Origin of the sequence: Lysinibacillus sp. 1 U-2021 (assembly GCF_029916965.1) — a bacterium.
Lineage (GTDB): Bacteria > Bacillota > Bacilli > Bacillales_A > Planococcaceae > Lysinibacillus > Lysinibacillus capsici.
In genome coordinates, this window is sequence record NZ_CP123966.1 from 2263454 (window position 1) to 2284449 (window position 20996).

Below are 20996 nucleotides of genomic sequence, written 5' to 3' on the forward strand. Positions count from 1 at the left end.
TCCCCCTATTGTGAAGCAAGCTCCTTTGGCATATAGCGATTAAAATAGCGTTCATTAAGTTTAAATACTTTTTCAAGGATTATCACGATGACATAGTAAACAATTGACAAAGCTACATAGATTTCAAACGCTCGTGTCGTAGAAGCAATCAAGGTTTCTCCTCTCCCCACCATATCCATTACACCGATGGAGAATGCTAACGATGTATCTTTTAATGAACTAATCATTGTATTTGCTATATTTGGAAAAGCAACACGTATTGCCTGTGGCAAAACAATTCGCATAAAACCCTGTGATCCACTTAAGCCTACTGAATAGGCCGCCTCCATTTGACCCCGATCAACGGTTAAAATTGCTGCACGAAATATTTCGGCAAAGGCTGCCGCATTGCTGAATGTGTACGTAATAATAACAAAATACATTGCATCCATTCGTGTCATATCAATATGAATGAGCTTTAACAATGCGGGTATACCGTAAAATACTAAGAACAACTGCACTAAAATGGGTGTACCACGAATAAAGGATATATAGATTGTAATAATTTGCTTCAATATCGGTATGTGAAGTAGCTTTGGTATGGCTAGCACAATCCCAAGCATCATACCAAAAAGTATGGAGAATACTAGAATCTCGAAAGTTATGGGTAAATACTGAAGCAATATTGGAAGTACTTCCGCAATTAGCACGACATCAAAGTTATTTTCCATACTGCCATCTTCCTTTCCTGTTCATTAGAAGTCTACTGTATAATCATCACCCAACCACTTTTTACTAAGCTCACTCACTACCCCCTCATTCTTTAATTCAACGATTGCTTCATCTAAGCGCTCCTGTAACTTCACTTCATCTTTATTGAGTAAAAAGTAGACCTTTGAATTTAATAATGCATCACCTACAACCTTTTGCTGTGCCTCATTGCTTTCGTTATAGTATCGAACAGCAAACGGTGTGGTAATAATGGCATCAATTCGTCCCGTTGCAAGTTGATTATTAACATCAACTGAGCCAGAAGAATAAACGATATTGGCTCCTAAATTATGCTCTTTATTATACTTTTCAATAAAAACAGCAGAATTACTTGTTGGTGAAACACTCACATTTTTCCCTTTTAAATCATCAATGGATTGAATGGCATTATTTTTCTCGTTGACTGTCACCTTTAATGGGAAAACATTATACGGCTCTTTATTAAATAAAAACTTCTCTTCACGCTCACTATTAACTTCCATTTGATGGGCAATAAAATCTATTTTTCTTGTTTCTAAACTTAGTAATAAATTGGAGAATTCCATTGTTTTAAATTCAAACTCATATTCTGGTAGCTTCTCATCAATTGCACGAACAAGCTCTACATCATAACCAGTTAAATTTCCCTTGTCATCTAAAAAACAGATGTTTGGAAACTGAGTTCCCGTACCAACTATAATTTTTTGAACATCCTTGCCACTCTGTGCTGTTTTTTGAGCACTTGCGTCACCAATTGTTTTTTCTGAGTTTGCACAAGCAGTTAATAGCGCTGCTAGCACAAGTAGCAAATAAAATGATATTTTTTTCATAAGATTCCTCTCTCCTTCTGTTATGCATATGAGGGTAGATTCACAGCAAATGCCTTCTGTAGATGTTCTAATCCAATTTCCGTTACAGCTCTATAGATACCTGTTTCACTTGACCCGATTTCTACAACAGGCACATGTCGAACACCATACTTTATATCAAGGATGTCTCTGAATATATCATTAGACGTGACATCAACTGTTTTGTAGGAAATATGTCGTTCTTGTAGATATGCTTTTATTTCCTCGCAATAACTACAACCTTGCTTCGACCAAATGATTATATCTAAACTTTTTGTCATTTCATGACCTCCTTAGATTGCCTTCACCTTTTGTTGTAATTGCAAATGGACAGGACTTAAAAGCTCAAACGAACGTTGACGTTCAAATTCCTTCAAGATGGGTGTATGCAAAATAAATTCATCAATTTGGAATCGTACATGGTAGTCATCTAAGTTGGCTCTAATGTCTTCTGCTGTACCGTATAAAATATCGGCCTCATACTGCTCCACCGTGTATTCCTCTCCTGATTCCTGACCAAATTTCTCTGCTAGCTTTACTGATTGTAGTGTCAAGCTTCTGCCACTTGCTAAATGGACCTTTGTGATTTTTTGATCTCCAATTAGCTCTTTCGCTTCCTTTTTGCTTGGAGCAGCAAGTGCGGCAATGGAAAGCGCAAAAATACCGTTTGGATGATGACTGCGATAGGTTGAAGCTGCTTGTGCCAAAACCTTATTGTCGCTATTAATAAATCGAGCAAAGACGAAGGCAATGCCAAGTTTCCCTGCAAGAGTAGCACTTTCTGGGCTAGCACCTAGTAAAAATAATGCTGGCTTTTTCTGCGGTATCGGCGTTGCTTGTATGCCATATAGTTCGTGCTCTTTTGGTATGGTTTGTTCGATCAATTGCTGTAAAAATATTAGTCTCTCTTCAAAATCTTCCCCTTGATTGAGTGTGCCATATTGTAGAGCCTTCGTGGAAAGTGGCAAGCCACCAGGGGCTTTACCAATGCCCAAATCTACACGTTCTGGCTCCAATGATGCTAGAACATGGAAATTTTCTGCTACTTTATAGGGGCTATAATGCTGTAGCATAACCCCTCCTGATCCAATTTGAATGGATTTGGTTTTGGCAAGTAAATAAGAAACTAATACTTCTGGAGAAGAGCCTGCTAATGATTCTGTATGATGATGCTCCGATACCCAAAAACGTGAATAGCCTAACTGCTCAGCTCGTTGTGCTAAAGCCACCGTTTTTTGTAATGTTTGTTCATTGCTTGCTCCTTCAATAATAGGGCTTTGATCTAATATGCCTAATGTATAACTCATACAATCACTCCCAATCTCTTTTATTCAAATCAATTTACTAGGTTTTTAGACAGACTGTTTAACATAGCGACTTTCCTTGAAGGGTAAACCTAAATTCCCTCGCAAAGTATCTGCCTCATAGTCTTTACGATAAAGCCCTCTTGCTTGTAAAATTGGCACTACTTTATCAACAAAATCTTCAAGAGCACCAGGGACTGTCACGCCAATAATAAAGCCATCTGCTGCTTTCTTTTCAAACCATTCTTGTACAAGATCTGCTACTTGCTCAGCTGTCCCAAAAAAGGCTGTTTTTGGTGTCGCCTCGCGTAAAGCGACTTGACGTAATGTCAAACCCTCTTGCTTAGCATATCGTTTAATATAATCGGTTGTGCTTCTAAAGCTATTGGCTCCAATATCCCCTAACTCAGGAAACGGTGCATCCACATCGTATTGGGTAAAATCATGATGGTCGAAGTAACGTCCAAGATATGCAAGAGCACGGTCTATGGAAACTAACTCAACAATTTCTTGATATTTCGCCTCTGCTTGCTCCACCGTATCGCCAATAATTGGTGATATACCTGGAAAAATCTTTACTTCTTCGGGATTTCGTCCAAATGTTGCCACCTCTTTTTTTACTCTCGAGTAAAATTTCTGTGCCTCTTCAATAGAGGCCCCACGTGTGAAAATGGCATCTGCCTCTTTTGCAGCTAATCGAATGCCTGCATCAGACGACCCAGCCTGGAAAATAACGGGCTGGCCTTGCTTTGTTCGACCAATATTGAGTGGTCCTTGGACTGAAAAATATCGCCCTTTATGATGTAATGTGTGTAATTTTTCTGGATCAAAAAATTGATCTTTGTTGACATCTGCAATAAACGCATCATCATCCCACGAGTCCCATAAGCCTTTGACAACCTCTAAGTATTCTTCCGCAATTTGATAGCGTTCTGCATGGCTAGGATGTTGGTCGATTGTTTTGTTATAGTTCAAAGCAGTACTTTCTAATGGTGTCGTTACAACATTCCATCCAGCACGCCCAGCACTAATATGATCTAATGAAGCGAATTGGCGTGCTACTGTAAATGGTTCGCTATAGGAAGTTGAGACTGTTCCAACTAATCCAATGTTTTTCGTCGCTACTGCTAAAGCCGATAAGATTGTAATAGGTTCAAATCGATTTAAAAAATGAGGGATGGATTTTTCGTTAATAAATAAACCATCCGCAATAAATGCTACATCAAATTTTCCCTGCTCTGCTTTCTGAGCCTGTTGAATATAGAAAGGTAAGCTTACACTTTGATTGCTCGCCACCTTTGGATGACGCCAACCAGAAATATTTCCTCCTACCCCATGAATAATTGCTCCAAATCGAATTTTATCCTGTCTAGCCATGTCATTTCCTCCTCATTTTTTACTTTACTAAACATAGTGGTTAAGTATGTTTTATTGGATTGAGAATGATATTACCGTTCCTTTCGACGATATGCAATAGGTCCAGTAATAGAAAAAATTTTATGTGGTGATAAAATATTTTATCAATACGTGTCTTCTATGCCTTCATAATGCTTAGCTGTTTCACAAATTGTCTGCCAAAAGGCTGATGGCAACGTCTCTTTCTCTTTATAGGTTAAAAATATATGTTGATTCATATCCAGTAAATGCTTGACGTCTATCTCCACAAATTCACCGCTTTCCAGTTCCTTTTTGATGCATAGATGTGGTAAAAAGCTTAGATAGTCTTTTGTCCGAATAAATTCTTTGGCAACTTCTAAATGATCTGTTCGTACTTCAATATTGGCTGCTACTCCCTCTACCTCGAACATTTTATGCACATAATTCCAATCAAACGCCCCACATTCAAAAAACACCATTTTCTGTTGAGCTAATTCTTTTGCTTGAATAAGTTCATCTAGTTGTAATGGGTGATCACGGTGTTTGACAAGTTTCACTGTATTGTTCAATAAAAGCTCGTTCTCAATGCCATCCCCATGTACATATTGAATAAAGCCGAGATGAATTTGGTGGCTTTGTAGCTTTTCTAAAATGTTTGTTGTGGAACCTGTAAATAATTGAAAACGCAAATAAGGGAATTGCTCTTTCCATTTAGGCAATGCATAGGCTAAGAAATACTGGGCTGTTACGCCGTTTGCACCAATACATACCTCATCGGTCTCCTGCGTTTCTTCTAATTGCTTCTTTCCTTGCTGAAATGTTTGCACAATTTGCGTGGCAAATGGTAAAAAGTCTCTCCCTTTCTCTGATACGCTCACACTTCTTCCATCTCGGTAAAATAACTCAACACCTAGCTCTCGTTCTAATGACTTAATACGTGCAGTTACAGTTGGCTGTGAAAGAAATAATGCATTGGCTGCTTTATGGATACTTTTGTAATGGACAACATATAAAAATGCCTCGATATGATCTATATTCACGAGGAGTTCACCCCTTCATTACTTATTTAACCTATTATATAAATAATCCCTTATTTTCTCTATAACTTATAAGAAAACTATGTTTTATATTTTTGACAAAGAAAAAAGTAACCCAGCTTCTCCCAGGTTACTTTCCTATGTAGCGATGTAGCCATCCATCTTGACAACAAACATCGCACGTGGTGAACATCCCTCTGTCTGCCTACCACTTTTATGTTATTCACATGAACACCCTCTGTTGTCCATGTAAACTCTATCTATCGTACTTCTCAACTCGAGAAAGCATATGTCTATATTTAAGCTAAAATCGATGCTAATACAGCTTTTTGAGCATGCAATCTATTTTCGGCTTGCTCAAAGATGTAAGAATTAGGTCCGTCAATAACTGAAGTCGCAACCTCTTCCTCACGATGTGCTGGTAAGCAATGTAAGAACATATAATTTGGTTTTGCATAGGCTACTAGCTCATCATTAATTTGATAGCCAGCAAAATCTTGTAAACGTTTTGCTGTTTCTTCCTCTTGCCCCATAGATGTCCAAACATCAGCATAGACGACATCTGCATTTAATACTGCTTCAACAGGATCATTCGTGATCATAATCGTACTGCCATTTGCTGCCGCAATGGCCTGTGCTTTAGCGATGACTTCCCCATCACATTCATACCCTACAGGTGTCGCAACAGCTACATTCATGCCAACGTGTGCTGAAGCTACTACGAGTGAGTGTGCTACATTGTTGCCATCACCTACATAGGCAATTTTAAGTCCTTTTAACATGCCTTTATTTTCTGCAATCGTCTCTAAATCAGCTAATGCCTGGCAGGGATGATAAATATCCGTTAATCCATTGATGACAGGGATTGCTGCATGCTCTGCCAGCTCTTTGACCATTTTGTGAGAGTTTGCGCGAATCATAATGCCATCTAAATAGCCAGATAATACATGCGCTGTATCGTAAATTGATTCACCACGACCAATTTGCAAATCACGCGCATGCATAAACATGCTTTTCCCACCTAATTGATTCATACCAACTTCAAATGAAATACGTGTACGAGTTGAATGTTTCTCAAAAATCATACCAAGCGTTTTACCTTCTAGTAATCTTGGACATTTCCCCTCTTTTGTAATCATTTTAAGCTGTGTTGCTAATTCAATAAGATCTTGAACCTCTTGACTTGTATAGTCTAGCAAAGTTAGTAGATCTTTTCCTTTTAAACTAGTCACTAACTTTAACTGTACTTCTTCGAGTAATTTCATAGCCTTCGCTCCTTATATCGTTGCTGTTGAAATTAGTATAACATGCATAAATATAAAATCAACTGAATTTTTATAATAAATTTTAATTATTATTCATTTGTTATTAAATGTGACGAAAATTCGTCAAAACGAATATTTATGCATATTTCCTTTTTTATTAAACAAACATATTCTTAAATAATTGCATTATAGTTTATATGCATTCATAATTAATGTATATTAACTATTTAGGCGGTGAAAGAAATGGAAAACGAGCTGATACAGCTGGTCAAAGAGCTGAACCAAGTAGAGTATGAAACAAATGTGATGCTAACAGAAGAATTTTCCACCCTATTAGACGAAACATTAACTACAAAGCAAGCACTATTTTTAAGCCTTCTTCAAACACATGGTCCTTTGCAAACCTTCGAATTAGCAAAGTTGATGGGGACCTCTGCTAGTGCTGTAAGTCAATTAGTAGGAAGACTAGAACAGGAGAGCTTTATAAAAAGAACCGTAAATAAAAAGGATCGTAGAGAAATCATCATCGAGTTAGATACGCGGGGCTTTGATTATTTTCAAAAACAGGAAAAAATTGAGTTAGCCATTATCAATAAATACTATTCACAGCTCGCTAAAGAGGATTTACTGCAATTAAAAGAAATATTTACGAAGCTCCATGCTATTGTCTCTAGCGCTCAAAAAAATTAGCGATGGAAAAGGAGGAATATTTGTGGATTTAAATGATTTAAAAAAGGATATTTTTAAAATTGCTTATCCTTACGTAAAGACTCGTCCGAATGTAATCCTATCCATTGGTGTTATTTGTCGTAATCTAGATGCTGCTTTTATATTCAACGGCTCAAATGTCACATATGATAAAAAACCCTATATCTATGAAATTGGATCAATCTCTAAAGTTTTCACAACATCCATGCTTGGGGAAATGATTCAAGAAGGAATCGTGAAGATAGAAGACTCTATCGCCAAATACTTTTCTGAAATTCCCGACAATCACCCTGTAACTTTGAGGCATTTGGCAAATCACACATCTGGTCTACCGGGATTTGGTGTACTGAAGAACATCTATAATCTTTTTGATAACCAAACACCTCGTGACCCCTTTTGTCCCTACTCATTGAATGAGGCAATACAGTATTTTAAAACCCATACCCAGGAGCCTAAAGTTAAGTTTAGATATTCTAATGTAGGAATGGGCCTTTTAGGATATTTATTAGCAAATGAACTTCACACTGACTTTGAAACAGCCATTACTCGTAGAATCGTAGAACCTTTAAATTTAACGAATACCTTTATTTCTATCCCCCCCTCTAAAGAAAAAACCGTATTGAAGGGATATTCTGTTCGGGGACATAACAAGCCCCCACTTGAAATGAATGAATTTATGGCAGCGGGCGCTATACGATCCACTGTTGATGATTTATTAAAATTTTTAAAAATACACGTGGGCAATCGAAATTCAGGCTATTTATTAACACACCAAGCTACTCATACTATTTCAAAAGATGTAAGCATCGGATTAGGATGGGTACTTGAAGACGATATTATTTGGCATAACGGATCAACAAAAGGCTTCTCTAGTTATCTAGGGTTTAATAAAAAACAGCAAACAGGTGTCGTGATTCTATCCAATTATCGATCCTCTATACTTGCAACCAATCCTCTTGAAATGGGGAAAAGTATCTTACAGCTTTTAGAAAATTCTTTATAGCGAAATCGGGGTGTTTCTTGGATGGTATAAAAGGAAATACCCTATTCTTCACAAGAACTCGCTTGTAGCTCCTATACACCTCTTGAAACCTATCCACCTTCACTCATTCTCAGTAATCTCGGCCCGCTAAACGTTTCTAGAAGCTAGCAATGGTTCTTATCATAAGCTAACTTAACATACTTTGGCTGTTGCTCAGTTAAAAGCAACTGTCAGTTTACTCGCAGATATTTTCCATTAATTTATATTTTGATTTCTATAAAATATTAGCAAGTCCTAATTGGCCTTGGAATGAGTAAAAAAGCCTCCTAACATTTTGTTAGAAGGCAAAATCATGCTATATCTATTTAGCAGTATCAGTCAAAAGTAATTTTATTGACTGCATCACGGTCTAATTTTTTAATGACTTCTACCATTAATTTAACGGCATTATCATAATCATCACGATGTAGGATACCTGCATGTGAATGAATATAGCGTGTTGCAATACCGATTGATAGTGCTGGTACACCATTTGCTGTTACGTGGATGGAGCCAGCATCTGTACCACCGCCAGCCATCGCTTCAAATTGATATGGAATATTGTGCTCATCTGCTACATCTAATACGAATTCACGTAAGCCACGATGTGAAACCATAGATGCATCATACACAACGATTTGAGGGCCTGCCCCCATCTTACTCGTTGATTCTTTGGCTGTAACTCCAGGCGTATCTCCTGCTACACCTACGTCCACTGCAAATCCAATATCTGGTTGGATTTTATGTGTAGCAGTTTTTGCACCGCGAAGTCCAACTTCTTCTTGTACATTCCCTACAGAATAAAGAATATTAGGGTGCTTTTCATTTTGTAACGCTTTCATAACATCAATCGCGATTGCACAGCCGATACGGTTATCCCAAGCTTTAGCTAATAGATACTTATCATTTTTCATTACATTAAACTCAAAGTACGGTGTTACCATATCGCCAGGACGTACGCCCCACTCAAGAACTTCATCTTTAGAAGCTGCACCAATGTCGATAAACATATCTTTGATGTCTACTACTTTATTACGTACATCAGCAGGTAAAATATGAGGTGGCTTTGAACCAATAACCCCAATTACTTCATCGCCCTTACGTGTAGTAATTGTTACACGCTGTGCAAGCATAACTTGGCTCCACCAGCCACCTACTGTTTGGAATTTGATAAAGCCTTTGTCATCAATTTGTGTAACCATGAAGCCTACTTCATCTAAATGTCCTGCTACAACAATTTTAGGACCGTTTTCATCGCCAACTTTTTTAGCAATGACACTACCTAAGTTATCTGTTTCTACAGTATCTGCATATGGTGCAATGTATTTTTTCATGACCTCACGCGGTGCACGTTCATTACCTGCGATACCATTCGCATCTGTTAAATCTTTAAACATTTGTAATGTTGGATCTAGTTGTGTCATCCTTTTGCCTCCTACTTCTTGTATCTATTTTATTATACTTCGTTTACCGAAATATTCCTAGCTTAATCGTCTGAAAATTGGTGTATTTCTTACTTTAATAACCTGAACGCTGCCGATGATAATTTTCTTGATTTTTTTCAAGATAAGCACCCACCACATCCTCAAATGTAAAACCGAGATTATACGCTAGTAACCCATAGTATTGCCAAATAGCTAAATAACGCTCCTCTGTAGGTTGATGAATAAATGCTAAAATAACACTTTGTGTTTCTAAAAAAGTAGCTGTTAAATCTTTGTTTTCTTCTACGAAAGGCCACATTTCAATCGATGTATAGCCCTTTAATAAGCCAAGAGATAAGATAAAATGAATCGAATCTACATATTCTTCTAAAATGACTTCACGTGCTGATGGTCCCTTTGTGCTCCAAAATTTAAAGCAACGTGTTTCATTAGCAAGCTCAGCTAGCTCCACTAGTAAGGCTAAGCCCTTTTCCTGAAACACATCTTGCTGAATATTTTGTGTTTGCTCGATAAAATCATCAAGCTCTTTTTGCATGGTAAACAATTGTTGTAAATTCATTTTTTTCTCCTAAATTTCTAAAAAATTTTTTATAAAAAAGTGAAACTATTTGACCCTTCTAATCGTATAGGAAAGAATAACCTTTCTTCAAGGGGGAAATTTAAACATGTTGCCGTTACTAATTCGACTTGCTGTAATAGCGCTTATTATTTATGTATTTTACAAAGCGATTCGTTATATAACCGATCCTAAACGCAAACTTGATGAAGCCTATGAAAAAGGCCAGTATTATTTCTATGATGACGTTAAAAATGTCCGAAAAAATTTCTTTATTTCCTATAAGGGTGCTCTTTTTGAAGGTGAAAAATACCTAGGCACAACAGAGGATGCATTTGAGGTTGTAACCATTTTCGTCGGTGCGCGTGATGCTGCAACATTACAAGGCTTCAGCAAAAGCGACTTTGAATATTTGCAGCAAGAAATATTATTGAACTATCCAAGCGCCAAAATCAATTGGAAGCAGCCCATTGAACAGCTTATGCGAAACACATCCCCGTCATGAGGATGTGTTTTAATTATTCTCATTTATGTCCAGAGCTGCACAATGATAAAAATTTGTATGGCTGCAAGTAGGGGAAAACCAAATGCAAAACGATTATGACGTGTTTTGTGGCGGAATAAATACATACCCAATACACCCCCAGCTGCCCCTCCTGCTATGGCTAGTGTAAATAATGTACGCTCTGCTATACGCCATTCATGATTCTTTGCTCGTGATTTATCCATCCCCATTAAAATGAGCAATACAATTGATACAATGCTCATATAAGCTAATAATGCTTGTCCCATCTCTTACTCCTTTAAAACCGTGATACTATTAATCTAACACAAAAAAGACTGATGGAAAAACCCATCAGTCTTTTTATTGCACTTATGATATTTCACACCTGTCGCTAAGCTTTCGGTGCAGAAATAATAGTGAATGTTGTCAGCTATTATTTAGCTACTGCTTTTTTAGCAGCGTCTGCTAATTGAGTGAATGCTGTAGCATCAGTTACTGCAAGGTCAGCTAACATTTTACGGTTAACTTCAATACCTGCAACTTTTAAACCGTGCATTAAACGGCTATAAGAAAGACCGTTCATACGAGCAGCTGCGTTGATACGAGTGATCCATAATTTACGGAAATCACGTTTTTTCTGACGACGGTCACGGTATGCATATTGACCTGATTTCATTACTGCTTGGTTAGCAACTTTGTATAATGTATGTTTTGAACCATAGTAACCTTTAGCTAATTTCAATACTTTTTTACGACGTTTGCGCGTCACTGTTCCGCCTTTTACGCGTGGCATATGAATTACCTCCTGCTTTTCATTTAAAAATGAATGTTAGTATTTTTTTGTAGTCAATTATTTCATGTAAACAAGTAAAGATTTGATGCGTTTGAAGTCACCAGATGATACGATGTTTGCTTTACGTAGGTGACGTTTTTGTTTCGTAGATTTGTTTGCGAATAAGTGGCTTCCATAAGCACGGTCGTATTTTAATTTACCTGAACCCGTTTTTTTGAAACGTTTCGCAGCTCCACGGTGAGTTTTCATTTTTGGCATGTCGAATTCCTCCTAAACTGTTCGTCTAATATTATTTCTCGTTCTTTGGTTGAAGAACTAAGAACATGCTTCGGCCTTCCATCTTCGGTTTTTGTTCTACCGTTGATACTTCAGCACAAGCTTCAGCAAAACGATCTAACACACGTTGACCAATCTCTTTGTGTGTGATCGCACGACCTTTGAAACGTAGGCTACATTTTACTTTATCGCCTTTTTCAAGGAATTTAATCGCATTACGTAACTTCGTTTGGAAATCATGCTCATCGATTGTTGGGCTCAAACGAACCTCTTTCATTACGATGACCTTTTGATTCTTACGAATTTCACGGTCTTTCTTTTGCTGTTCAAACTTAAATTTACCATAGTCCATGATACGAGCGACTGGCGGCTTGGCTTGAGGGGCCACAAGGACAAGATCCAAGTTTACACGAGCGGCGATTTCTAGCGCTTCATTACGTGTCTTTACACCAAGCTGGTCACCATTGTGATCGATTAATCGAAGTTCACGTGCGCGAATGCCTTCGTTTACATACATGTCTTTGCTAATAGTAATCCACCTCCAAGTAGTTGTCGCGAATACATGGTTTGGGCAAAGCCTTGCCCGGTTGAACGGTACATCCTCTCGTCATGTCCATAAAAAAAGGACGGACATTTTTGAAGATGTCCGCCCGCTATATGTGCATGCGCAAGTCTACGCAAAACAATTCAACGTGTCATACCTGTTCACAGCCTTTAAAGCGTTGTATCAGGTGAGAAGCGGGCAGCCTCTACTTCAACCACAAACTTTGTATTCATTAACCTTAATTATATTAGCATGTATATGATAAGCTGTCAAATATTTATTTTCTTATCAGTGCTAACATAACCAAAATGAAGCTCTTCTATACAAATGCAAGATTTATTTTATACAGAAACCCTCACTTTGGCAAGCAAGGGTCTCTAGTTAAAGCTTATTTTGTAATTTCTGCTTTAATAGCTGCTAGGAAATCCTCAAAGCTAATTGTTTCGGAATCTTTCGAGCCATAACGTCGAACATTCACGCCATTTGCCTCAACCTCTTTATCCCCGATAACAAGCATATAAGGAATCTTTTTCATTTGTGCCTCACGGATTTTATAGCCTAACTTCTCTTCACGATCATCCATTTCCACACGTAAACCAGCTGCTGTCAGTTGCTCTTCAATTTGCTTTGCATAGTCGAAGTGAGCTTCATTCGATACTGGAATAACTTCAACTTGTACTGGTGCTAACCAAGTTGGGAATGCTCCTTTGTATTCTTCAATTAAGAAGGCAACAAAACGTTCCATTGTTGATACAACACCACGGTGGATAACAACTGGACGATGAGGCTTACCATCTTCCCCAACATAAGTTAGGTCGAAGCGCTCTGGTAATAAGAAGTCTAATTGAACTGTAGATAAAGTCTCTTCTTTACCAATCGCTGTTTTTACCTGAACGTCAAGTTTAGGACCATAGAATGCAGCCTCACCTTCCGCTTCAAAGTAGTCTAAGCCAAGTTCATCCATTGCTTCTTTTAGCATGCTTTGTGCTTTTTCCCACATTGCATCATCATCGAAGTATTTCTCAGTATCTGCTGGGTCGCGATAAGATAAACGGAATGAGTAATCATTAAGATCGAAATCTTTATAAACCTCTAAAATTAACTGTACTACTTTTTGGAATTCCGCTTTAATTTGATCTGGGCGAACAAAAATATGGGCATCATTTAATGTCATCCCACGAACACGTTGTAAGCCTGAAACCGCCCCTGACATTTCGTAACGGTGCATTGTGCCAAGCTCTGCAATACGCAATGGTAGATTACGATATGAATGCATGCTGTTTTTGTACACCATCATATGGTGAGGACAGTTCATTGGACGCATAATTAATGTTTCATTATCCATTTCCATTGGTGGGAAAATTGAATCTTGATAATGATCCCAGTGACCAGAAGTTTGATAAAGCTCTTTAGAACCTAATACTGGTGTATAAACGTGCTTATAGCCAAGTGATAATTCTTTATCGACAATATAACGTTCAATAACACGACGAATTGTTGCACCATTTGGTAACCAAAGTGGTAAACCTTGGCCAACCTTTTGGGAAGTTGTAAACAGTTCTAATTCTTTTCCGATTTTACGGTGATCACGTTCTTTTGCTTCTTCTAGCATTTGAAGGTGGTGTTTTAATTCCTCTTTTTTGAAGAACGCTGTACCATAAATACGTTGTAACATTTTGTTATCAGAGTTCCCTCTCCAGTAAGCACCCGCTAATGATAAAAGCTTGAATTCACGAAGTTTACCCGTAGATGGTACGTGGATACCACGGCAAAGATCAAAAAACTCGCCTTGATAATAAATAGATACTTGCTCATCTGCAGGAATGGCTTCAAGTAATTCTAATTTATACTCATCGCCAATTTCTTCATAAAGGGCTTGTGCTTCAGCACGGCTTACATTTTTGCGTTCCACCTCAAGGTTTTCAGCAATAATTTTCTTCATTTCTTTTTCAATGGCTGGTAGATCTTCAGCAGTGATTGGTGTTGGTGAGTCGATATCATAGTAGAAACCACCTTCAATTACCGGACCAATACCAAGCTTTACATCTGGGAATAGACGTTTAATAGCTTGCGCTGTTAAATGGGCAGTTGAGTGACGTAAAATTTCAAGTGCTGCCTCATCATCTTGTGTAATGATTGCAATAGTTGCATCCTCTTCAATTGGTGTTTTTAAATCCACTAACACACCATTAATTTTACCTGCATACGCTTTTTTACGTAAGCCAGGGCTAATAGATAATGCTACGTCATCCGTTGATGTGCCTTTTGCAAATTCCTTTACAGCGCCATCTGGGAAAGTTAATTTAATCATTTCTGACATAATCTTTGCACTCCTTTGTTTTTGATAAATACATCATGCTTGATGATTGGCTGGAGCAATATTTGTGTGACTCTACGGCTTGGTTTGAGCGGAGTCATTGCTTTTTTAAGCATTTCTCAGTGCAATCGGAGCGGCATCTTCATGCTTCTGAGTATTTTCTTACTCTCTATGAGCAAGTTAACCACTTTCGCGAGCGACTTATCTCCCTATATGAGCGGAGCCACCACTATTTCAATGAAATCTGAGAAAAATAAAAAAAGCTCCGTCCCTCACAAAAGGGACGAAGCGTATGCTCGTGGTTCCACCCTTCTTCCTTCCGACTTACATAAAGTCAGACGAAGCTCAAGGCTAGCTAACGGGCTAGGGACCGGCGAAAGATTATCCCTTTCGCTGCTCAGTAGGTAGTAAATAATGTGCCCATACTAGGAAGTTTTCAGCCGATGACTTCCCTCTCTAAAAGCTGATACACAAAATTCATGTCCTCATCAATGCATATTGATATTAAGTATATGAGTCAGTATACGCTCGATTGTCGAAAAATGCAACTATCAATGTTACATCCGACGATTTTTGCCTCGCATTTCGATCGGCACGGTTAGGGCTTTAATTCGCTCCATAATACGTCCCGCTTTGACAACCTCAATATCACCTTTTTGTGACTGAGCTAAGTGATGCTCTAATTCTTCATAGTTAAAATTAGACGTAATAAAAGTTGGCAATTGCTCTGCCATCCGATAATGGAAAATAGTCCCCAATATTTCATCACGTGTCCAGGCAGTCATTGTCTCCGCGCCTAAATCATCTAGCATTAAGACAGGAGCCTTTTTAATATAATCAATTTTCTCATTCAATGTATTATCGCCAATGGCATTTTTCATTTCTCGTAAAAACTCTGGAACGAAAACTACCACAGATTTAACTTTAATTCTAGCTAATTGATTGGCCAAAGCACCAAGTACAAAGGACTTCCCTACACCAAACTCACCGTATAAATAAAAGCCCTTTGTCGGTAGTTTTCCTGTTTCTATTATACTATCTACAAAATCTGTTGCTTTATTGGCAATATCGATTCGTGAATGGTCATCTATAAATAAATCACTTATTGTAGCTTGCAATACATCCTTTGGCATATGCATACTAGCGATCATGTTGGCAACATCTCGGCGCTCGTCCTCACGTATCTTTTGCTCACACTGGACATAATCAATCTCTAACGACTTTCTGACAACTCTTAACTGCGGGATGAAGCCTTTTAAATAATTTGTGCAATTGTCAGTATTGTCACAGCCACAGCACACAGTAGATTGACTAATATATTCTTGAAGCTTTGGTAGGTTTCGCTCAATGTTCTCGTAGTTTAGTTCTTCTGCATGTTGAGCTATAAATTCCTCCACACGCGGATGTTCTAAAATTTCTCGTCGCATCGCTTCATATCGTGCTTGAAATGAAGGTACATTAATTGCTCGTTTTAGTGGTCCATTAATGGGTTCGATTGTCATTCACCTACCTTATTTTGTATATTCCCTAATTTTTCAAGAATTTTTTGTCTTTCTTTTTCAAAATCAGTATGATCAATCGGGGATTCTCCTGCATCGGATTTATCATTTCGTTTATAGAACCATTCAGGCACTTTTTCTTCACGTTGATATCTTGAACGTCCTTTTGTCTGTTGACTCGTTTTATTGGACGTTTGCGGCTTGTTTTTCCAAGCTGTATATTTATCATGCTCTTGACGTGCAAGTTCCATTGCTTCCTTAGCGGTCTGGACATTTTTTCGTACCCAATGATCAGCAATCGTTTCCACATATTTTTTAGGGAGCTTCATATCTGTTGTTAGCATAACGTATTCTAACAATGCATTAACCACTCCAATTGGCATGCCATGTTGAACGATTAAATTTTCTGCAAGTTGGACTGAGGTTTGTAATGGTTCTTTACCATTATTTATATCTCTTAAAACTTGGACAGGCGCCGTTGTTTCTAAATAGTGTTGAAGTTCCTGATCCTTGGTTTTTTGTCCCGCTTCTGCTACTGGTAGAGGATCGGTGACACGGGCAAGTTTTGGCGGCTCCTTGGATACGGTTAATTTATAAAAATCAGCAGCAGCCTTTCGTAAACGTTCCTGAGAAATGCCTAAATCATCATCTAAAGCAAGTATGACTACTTTTTGCATATCAAGGGCTGTTAAATGATATAAAAATGCCAACTTGGCTATGGCTTCACGCACTTCAAATGTCAACAAATTGGAAGGTACCAATTGCTCAGACAAACCGGCTTGCAATAAATCAAAATCGAATTGCTCCAAATAAAATGGATACACTTTTTGTTTATCCTTAGGACTCGTATCCACTTGTAAATCTGATGGAATATTGGCATGAACAGGCTTGTAGACATCAATAAAAGCACGAGATACATCCTTAAACGCCGTGTCCTTTACAGGTGACATAAAGCGCTGACGTAAGTTGCGATAAGCCTGCTCTCCAATTTTACTAAACAAAAACATCGACAGCAGCGGGTCTTTCATAAAGCTATCTGCATCTAATGGGCGCTGTAGCTCATATAAAAAACTACGCTCACCAGCATTTTCTTTTTTCCATGTACGCAGCAAACCAATAGCTTCTAAAGCAATACGAGCCTCAAACACTTTACCAATTGGTAGCCCTAGCACATTCATTAAATAATAATGTGTCATTTGCTGCTTTGGCATTTGCTCTGCTTCTGCCCATAATGTTAAATAGAGGCTAACTGGCTCTGATCCCGTTAATGGTTGATAAAATAATGTAACTAATTGACGCTCTTGTGTAGAAAATGCATGAGGTAGACGAATGTCGAAAGGATCGCCAGGCTGCAATTCCTTATATAAATGAATCAACGGCATTCATCCTCTCTGTTTGCTATGATTTCTTCTCCGTTTGACGTTGAATAATGTCTTTTATTTCTTCAATAAAGACATTGATATCTTTAAACTGACGGTAGACCGACGCAAAACGCACATAGGCAACCTCATCAATTTTGGCTAAGCGGTCCATGACCATTTCGCCAACATCTTCTGAGCGTACTTCCGAATTTCCAATACGACGAAGATCTTTTTCAATGGACAGAACAAGTTCCTCCAGCACATCAAGTGCCACTGGACGTTTTTCACAAGCACGAATAAGCCCACGAAGCACCTTCTCACGGCTAAACTCTTCTCGTGAACCTTCTTTTTTCACAACGACTAATGGTGTCTCTTCAATTTTTTCAAACGTTGTAAAACGGAAGCCACATGACTCACATTCACGACGTCTACGAATTTCTTTATTATCATCTACTGGCCTCGAATCCACAACACGCGTTCCGTTAAATTGGCAAGATGGACATCTCATATAATTACTCTCCTGGTTTACAACAATTTAATATATCTATTATAACAAATTTCCTACATGTAAGAAAAGTGCATTCACGTTTGTGAGCTCATGATAAATCTAAAGCACCTGAAGTACAAGAAAAGTTTCTGTAAAAAAAGAGCACATTGAAACCTTTTCGATTTCAATGTGCTCTCTATAGAAATTATTACGCGTTTACCGTTTCTAAAGCATTTGCCACTTTTTTTACAAGGTCAACAACGCGTGCAGAGTAGCCCCACTCGTTATCATACCAAGCAAGTACTTTTACTTTGCGGTTGCCTAACACCATTGTAGAAAGTCCATCAACTGTTGAAGAATAAGTTGTTGTATTGTAATCAGAAGATACTAATGGCTCAACAGAGAAATTAAGGATACCCTTCATTGGACCTTCTGTTGCCGCTTTTACAAATGCTGCATTGACTGCATCAACTGTTACATCTGTATTTAAATCTACTACAAGATCAACTAAAGATACGTTTGGTGTTGGAACACGAAGTGCCATACCATGAATTTTACCTTCTAATTCAGGTAAAACTAATTTTAATGCTTTCGCTGCACCTGTAGATGTTGGGATAATGGATTGGGCGCATCCACGTGCACGACGTAAATCTTTATGCGGATTGTCTAAGTTCTTTTGGTCATTTGTATAAGCATGAACTGTTGTCATTAAACCATTCTCAATACCAAATGTGTCATTCAATACTTTTGCTACTGGCGCTAAGCAGTTTGTTGTACAAGAAGCATTTGAAATAACATCATGTTTAGCAATATCCAATTTGTCATCATTTACACCTAAAACAATTGTTACATCTTCGTTTTTACCCGGTGCTGTTAAGATTACTTTTTTCGCGCCAGCTGCTAAGTGCATAGCTGCTTTATCACGCTCATTAAATTTTCCTGTAGCTTCAATAACGATATCTACACCCATTGTAGACCAAGGTAATTTTAAAGGATCACGTTCACTAATAATTTGAACACGTTTACCATTTACAACTAAAGCATCGCCTGCTGGTTCTACCGTACCTTCAAATGTTCCGTGATTTGTGTCATACTTAATCAAATGTGCTAACGTTTCTGCAGGATAGCTTGCGTTAATTGCAACAATGTTTAAATCTTGTTGTACGATAGCCTGGCGGAAAACCATACGTCCGATACGCCCGAAACCATTAATAGCAATTGATACTGTCATTTATAATATCCTCCTGTGAGTACATACTCAGATTAATTAATTATATACTTTATGGTGATTAGTATAACACAATTTTAAAAAAGATGAACATTATATATTGAGAATATAAAAGTTCTTATTTTCTGAAAAATTATTCTTTATTATGGCGTTTCCCCATAAAAAAATGCGTAGCAAGATCGGCTTGCTACGCATCATAGAAGAACTCATTAAATAACATCCCAATAATGCAGGATTTTTTTTAATTGTTCTGCTGTACTTTCTATATTTTCGTTATTATAAATGACCGCATGTGCACCCTTTTCTTTGACAGACATCGGCAGTTGAGAGTGTATACGTGCCAATGCATCTTCTTTAGTTAAATTATTTCGTTCCATTAAACGTCGAAGCTGAACTTCTTCACTGACCGATACCACAATGATACGTTCCACAAAATGTTGAAGCTTACTCTCAAATAACAAAGGAATGTCCATCACAACATGTTCATGTCCTGCTTCTAAATAGGCATCACGCTGACGTAACATTTCTTTTCTGATTGCTGGATGCATGATATCATTTAACGTTTTGCGTTTGGCAGGCTCATGGAATATGATATCACCCAGCATAGTTCGATTTAAATTGCCGTCCTCAAGCAAGATAGCTTGTCCAAAACTTTCAGCAATCAAAGCTAATGTCTCTGTTCCAGGTTCTACGACATCTCGTGCTACGACATCTGCATCAACAATCGGTAAACCCAGTTCGCTCATCATTTTAGCTACTGTACTTTTTCCACTTGCAATACTTCCTGTAAGTCCGATAATCATTGCTAAATCCCCTTTAATGTTGACAATTTGGGCAATAGACAGAGGTGCGCCCTCCAATTGTCATTTGACTTGTTGCCGTTTCACATGTTGGACATACCTTTTTCCCATACATTTTTAATCGATTCTGCATACTCCCTGCTTCCCCATTAATATTCCGATAATCAGAAATAGTTGAACCACCCGCTTCAATGCTTTGACGTAGGACGGCAACAATCTCCTCAAATAATGCTCGCTTCCGCTTTTCACTAATGCGGCTCATTTTGCGTGCAGGGTGAATTTTCTGAGCAAACAATGCCTCTGTTGCATAAATATTGCCACAGCCCGAAATGACTTGCCCATCCATAATTACTTCTTTTACAGCTTTATTTTCATATTTCGGTAGCTTAGATTTTGTTATAAAAAATTCACATGCATGCTCATCAAATGGCTCTGGTGCCATTTTTGTCAATGGCGCATGATCTTCAATTTTTGTCAGAAAACGAAGTTCACCAAAACGGCGAATATCTGAATAAATCAAGTATCCTCCATCTGCCATTTCAAATGTTGCATGGATATGCTTTTGAAACTTCGCCTCATTAATTTCATCGGGTGAATTCACAACAAACCAAGCACCTGTCATCCCTAAGTGACTAACAAGAACATATGGAACATCATCCTTCATCAAATGAAAGAAAATATATTTTGCTCTTCGTTCAATTTTGGTAATGGTCATCTGGGACAAAGTACTTTCAAATGCATCAGGCTCTGCTTGTTTGACAATACATTGTTTACCCTCACTAAAAGAGAAATGTACTCGTTCGGAAAGCTGAACCTGTTGAATGGTACGTCCTTCAACTGTTGGCTTCAATGCCTGGACGACACCCTCTACCTCTGGTAATTCAGGCATTTGAATC

At 38.0% G+C, this 20996-nt stretch carries 23 protein-coding genes; 3 read left to right on the forward strand and 20 right to left on the reverse strand.

All coding sequences use genetic code 11. From position 1 onward, the window contains the following. Positions 1 to 5: 5 nt before the first annotated feature. The 7 genes from QH639_RS11465 to argF form a co-directional block, all read right to left on the reverse strand. Entirely contained in the window at positions 6 to 710 is a 705-nt protein-coding gene (locus QH639_RS11465) for an amino acid ABC transporter permease (RefSeq protein WP_237898440.1), read from the reverse strand. A gap of 24 nt (positions 711 to 734) precedes the next feature. After that, positions 735 to 1559, reverse strand: coding sequence for a transporter substrate-binding domain-containing protein (locus QH639_RS11470; protein WP_131521366.1), 825 nt, complete (start codon positions 1557 to 1559; stop codon positions 735 to 737). Positions 1560 to 1579: 20 nt separating this feature from the next. Continuing rightward, positions 1580 to 1858: a glutaredoxin family protein gene (locus QH639_RS11475; RefSeq protein WP_131521365.1), complete on the reverse strand. Its 279-nt coding sequence runs from the start codon at positions 1856 to 1858 to the stop codon at positions 1580 to 1582. Positions 1859 to 1870: 12 nt separating this feature from the next. Then, positions 1871 to 2884: an LLM class flavin-dependent oxidoreductase gene (locus QH639_RS11480; protein ID WP_281116069.1), complete on the reverse strand. Its 1014-nt coding sequence runs from the start codon at positions 2882 to 2884 to the stop codon at positions 1871 to 1873. A gap of 45 nt (positions 2885 to 2929) precedes the next feature. Next, a complete protein-coding gene (locus tag QH639_RS11485; protein ID WP_281116070.1) occupies positions 2930 to 4258 on the reverse strand; it encodes an LLM class flavin-dependent oxidoreductase in 1329 nt (442 codons plus the stop codon). Between the two features lie 143 nt (positions 4259 to 4401). Beyond that, positions 4402 to 5298 (reverse strand): LysR family transcriptional regulator, encoded by an 897-nt coding sequence (locus tag QH639_RS11490; RefSeq protein WP_131521362.1) that lies wholly within the window; start codon positions 5296 to 5298, stop codon positions 4402 to 4404. A 296-nt stretch (positions 5299 to 5594) separates the two neighbouring features. Continuing rightward, complete coding sequence (gene argF, locus QH639_RS11495; protein WP_131521361.1) at positions 5595 to 6560, reverse strand: ornithine carbamoyltransferase; 966 nt, start codon at positions 6558 to 6560, stop codon at positions 5595 to 5597. Between the two features lie 243 nt (positions 6561 to 6803). Here argF and QH639_RS11500 point away from each other — a divergent pair, with 243 nt between their 5' ends. Next, positions 6804 to 7250 carry a MarR family winged helix-turn-helix transcriptional regulator gene (locus QH639_RS11500; RefSeq protein ID WP_131521360.1) on the forward strand — a complete coding sequence of 149 codons (447 nt, stop codon included), beginning with the start codon at positions 6804 to 6806 and terminating at the stop codon, positions 7248 to 7250. Positions 7251 to 7272: 22 nt separating this feature from the next. Continuing rightward, positions 7273 to 8271 (forward strand): serine hydrolase domain-containing protein, encoded by a 999-nt coding sequence (locus QH639_RS11505; RefSeq protein WP_281116071.1) that lies wholly within the window; start codon positions 7273 to 7275, stop codon positions 8269 to 8271. Positions 8272 to 8624: 353 nt separating this feature from the next. Here QH639_RS11505 and QH639_RS11510 read toward each other — a convergent pair whose 3' ends face one another. Together QH639_RS11510 and QH639_RS11515 are read right to left on the reverse strand one after the other, a co-directional pair. Further along, on the reverse strand, positions 8625 to 9713 hold the full coding sequence (locus QH639_RS11510) for a M42 family metallopeptidase (protein ID WP_016994857.1): 1089 nt from the start codon (positions 9711 to 9713) through the stop codon (positions 8625 to 8627). 94 nt (positions 9714 to 9807) lie between these two features. Then, a complete protein-coding gene (locus tag QH639_RS11515; protein WP_054549960.1) occupies positions 9808 to 10293 on the reverse strand; it encodes a dUTP diphosphatase in 486 nt (161 codons plus the stop codon). Positions 10294 to 10399: 106 nt separating this feature from the next. Here QH639_RS11515 and QH639_RS11520 point away from each other — a divergent pair, with 106 nt between their 5' ends. Next, positions 10400 to 10795, forward strand: a complete 396-nt coding sequence (locus tag QH639_RS11520) for a hypothetical protein (RefSeq protein ID WP_004226335.1) — start codon at positions 10400 to 10402, stop codon at positions 10793 to 10795. A gap of 23 nt (positions 10796 to 10818) precedes the next feature. Here the strand turns inward: QH639_RS11520 and QH639_RS11525 are convergent, their stop codons facing one another. The 11 genes from QH639_RS11525 to mutM all read right to left on the reverse strand — a co-directional run bounded on the left by QH639_RS11525 (position 10819) and on the right by mutM (position 20989). Next, positions 10819 to 11082 (reverse strand): DUF1294 domain-containing protein, encoded by a 264-nt coding sequence (locus QH639_RS11525; RefSeq protein WP_048393614.1) that lies wholly within the window; start codon positions 11080 to 11082, stop codon positions 10819 to 10821. 146 nt (positions 11083 to 11228) lie between these two features. Beyond that, on the reverse strand, positions 11229 to 11588 hold the full coding sequence (rplT, locus tag QH639_RS11530; protein WP_025114500.1) for a 50S ribosomal protein L20: 360 nt from the start codon (positions 11586 to 11588) through the stop codon (positions 11229 to 11231). Positions 11589 to 11645: 57 nt separating this feature from the next. After that, a complete protein-coding gene (gene rpmI, locus QH639_RS11535) occupies positions 11646 to 11846 on the reverse strand; it encodes a 50S ribosomal protein L35 (RefSeq protein WP_004226312.1) in 201 nt (66 codons plus the stop codon). A 31-nt stretch (positions 11847 to 11877) separates the two neighbouring features. Beyond that, positions 11878 to 12381 carry a translation initiation factor IF-3 gene (gene infC / locus QH639_RS11540; RefSeq protein ID WP_016994853.1) on the reverse strand — a complete coding sequence of 168 codons (504 nt, stop codon included), beginning with the start codon at positions 12379 to 12381 and terminating at the stop codon, positions 11878 to 11880. A 415-nt stretch (positions 12382 to 12796) separates the two neighbouring features. Beyond that, entirely contained in the window at positions 12797 to 14728 is a 1932-nt protein-coding gene (gene thrS / locus QH639_RS11545; protein WP_103118643.1) for a threonine--tRNA ligase, read from the reverse strand. Positions 14729 to 15282: 554 nt separating this feature from the next. Further along, the gene (gene dnaI / locus QH639_RS11550; RefSeq protein WP_227744960.1) at positions 15283 to 16221 is read right to left on the reverse strand and encodes a primosomal protein DnaI; all 939 of its coding nucleotides are present in this window, start codon (positions 16219 to 16221) and stop codon (positions 15283 to 15285) included. A 2-nt stretch (positions 16222 to 16223) separates the two neighbouring features. Beyond that, on the reverse strand, positions 16224 to 17606 hold the full coding sequence (locus QH639_RS11555) for a replication initiation and membrane attachment family protein (RefSeq protein ID WP_227744956.1): 1383 nt from the start codon (positions 17604 to 17606) through the stop codon (positions 16224 to 16226). 16 nt (positions 17607 to 17622) lie between these two features. Beyond that, the gene (gene nrdR, locus QH639_RS11560) at positions 17623 to 18093 is read right to left on the reverse strand and encodes a transcriptional regulator NrdR (protein ID WP_004226277.1); all 471 of its coding nucleotides are present in this window, start codon (positions 18091 to 18093) and stop codon (positions 17623 to 17625) included. 187 nt (positions 18094 to 18280) lie between these two features. Continuing rightward, on the reverse strand, positions 18281 to 19303 hold the full coding sequence (locus QH639_RS11565; RefSeq protein WP_004226274.1) for a glyceraldehyde-3-phosphate dehydrogenase: 1023 nt from the start codon (positions 19301 to 19303) through the stop codon (positions 18281 to 18283). Positions 19304 to 19509: 206 nt separating this feature from the next. Then, the gene (gene coaE / locus QH639_RS11570) at positions 19510 to 20103 is read right to left on the reverse strand and encodes a dephospho-CoA kinase (RefSeq protein ID WP_281116073.1); all 594 of its coding nucleotides are present in this window, start codon (positions 20101 to 20103) and stop codon (positions 19510 to 19512) included. 13 nt (positions 20104 to 20116) lie between these two features. Continuing rightward, the gene (mutM, locus tag QH639_RS11575) at positions 20117 to 20989 is read right to left on the reverse strand and encodes a bifunctional DNA-formamidopyrimidine glycosylase/DNA-(apurinic or apyrimidinic site) lyase (protein WP_131521355.1); all 873 of its coding nucleotides are present in this window, start codon (positions 20987 to 20989) and stop codon (positions 20117 to 20119) included. Positions 20990 to 20996: the final 7 nt, after the last annotated feature.

Coding starts and splice junctions, on each gene's coding strand:
- nrdR (WP_004226277.1), bottom strand. CDS start 18,093: ATGAGATGTCCATCTTGCCAATTTAACGGAACGCGTGTTGTGGATTCG.
- rpmI (WP_004226312.1), bottom strand. CDS start 11,846: ATGCCAAAAATGAAAACTCACCGTGGAGCTGCGAAACGTTTCAAAAAA.
- thrS (WP_103118643.1), bottom strand. CDS start 14,728: ATGTCAGAAATGATTAAATTAACTTTCCCAGATGGCGCTGTAAAGGAA.
- QH639_RS11565 (WP_004226274.1), bottom strand. CDS start 19,303: ATGACAGTATCAATTGCTATTAATGGTTTCGGGCGTATCGGACGTATG.
- QH639_RS11515 (WP_054549960.1), bottom strand. CDS start 10,293: ATGAATTTACAACAATTGTTTACCATGCAAAAAGAGCTTGATGATTTT.
- QH639_RS11480 (WP_281116069.1), bottom strand. CDS start 2,884: ATGAGTTATACATTAGGCATATTAGATCAAAGCCCTATTATTGAAGGA.
- QH639_RS11555 (WP_227744956.1), bottom strand. CDS start 17,606: ATGCCGTTGATTCATTTATATAAGGAATTGCAGCCTGGCGATCCTTTC.
- QH639_RS11485 (WP_281116070.1), bottom strand. CDS start 4,258: ATGGCTAGACAGGATAAAATTCGATTTGGAGCAATTATTCATGGGGTA.
- coaE (WP_281116073.1), bottom strand. CDS start 20,103: ATGATTATCGGACTTACAGGAAGTATTGCAAGTGGAAAAAGTACAGTA.
- QH639_RS11465 (WP_237898440.1), bottom strand. CDS start 710: ATGGAAAATAACTTTGATGTCGTGCTAATTGCGGAAGTACTTCCAATA.
- mutM (WP_131521355.1), bottom strand. CDS start 20,989: ATGCCTGAATTACCAGAGGTAGAGGGTGTCGTCCAGGCATTGAAGCCA.
- argF (WP_131521361.1), bottom strand. CDS start 6,560: ATGAAATTACTCGAAGAAGTACAGTTAAAGTTAGTGACTAGTTTAAAA.
- infC (WP_016994853.1), bottom strand. CDS start 12,381: ATGTATGTAAACGAAGGCATTCGCGCACGTGAACTTCGATTAATCGAT.
- QH639_RS11510 (WP_016994857.1), bottom strand. CDS start 9,713: ATGACACAACTAGATCCAACATTACAAATGTTTAAAGATTTAACAGAT.
- rplT (WP_025114500.1), bottom strand. CDS start 11,588: ATGCCACGCGTAAAAGGCGGAACAGTGACGCGCAAACGTCGTAAAAAA.
- QH639_RS11475 (WP_131521365.1), bottom strand. CDS start 1,858: ATGACAAAAAGTTTAGATATAATCATTTGGTCGAAGCAAGGTTGTAGT.
- QH639_RS11520 (WP_004226335.1), top strand. CDS start 10,400: ATGTTGCCGTTACTAATTCGACTTGCTGTAATAGCGCTTATTATTTAT.
- QH639_RS11500 (WP_131521360.1), top strand. CDS start 6,804: ATGGAAAACGAGCTGATACAGCTGGTCAAAGAGCTGAACCAAGTAGAG.
- QH639_RS11470 (WP_131521366.1), bottom strand. CDS start 1,559: ATGAAAAAAATATCATTTTATTTGCTACTTGTGCTAGCAGCGCTATTA.
- QH639_RS11525 (WP_048393614.1), bottom strand. CDS start 11,082: ATGGGACAAGCATTATTAGCTTATATGAGCATTGTATCAATTGTATTG.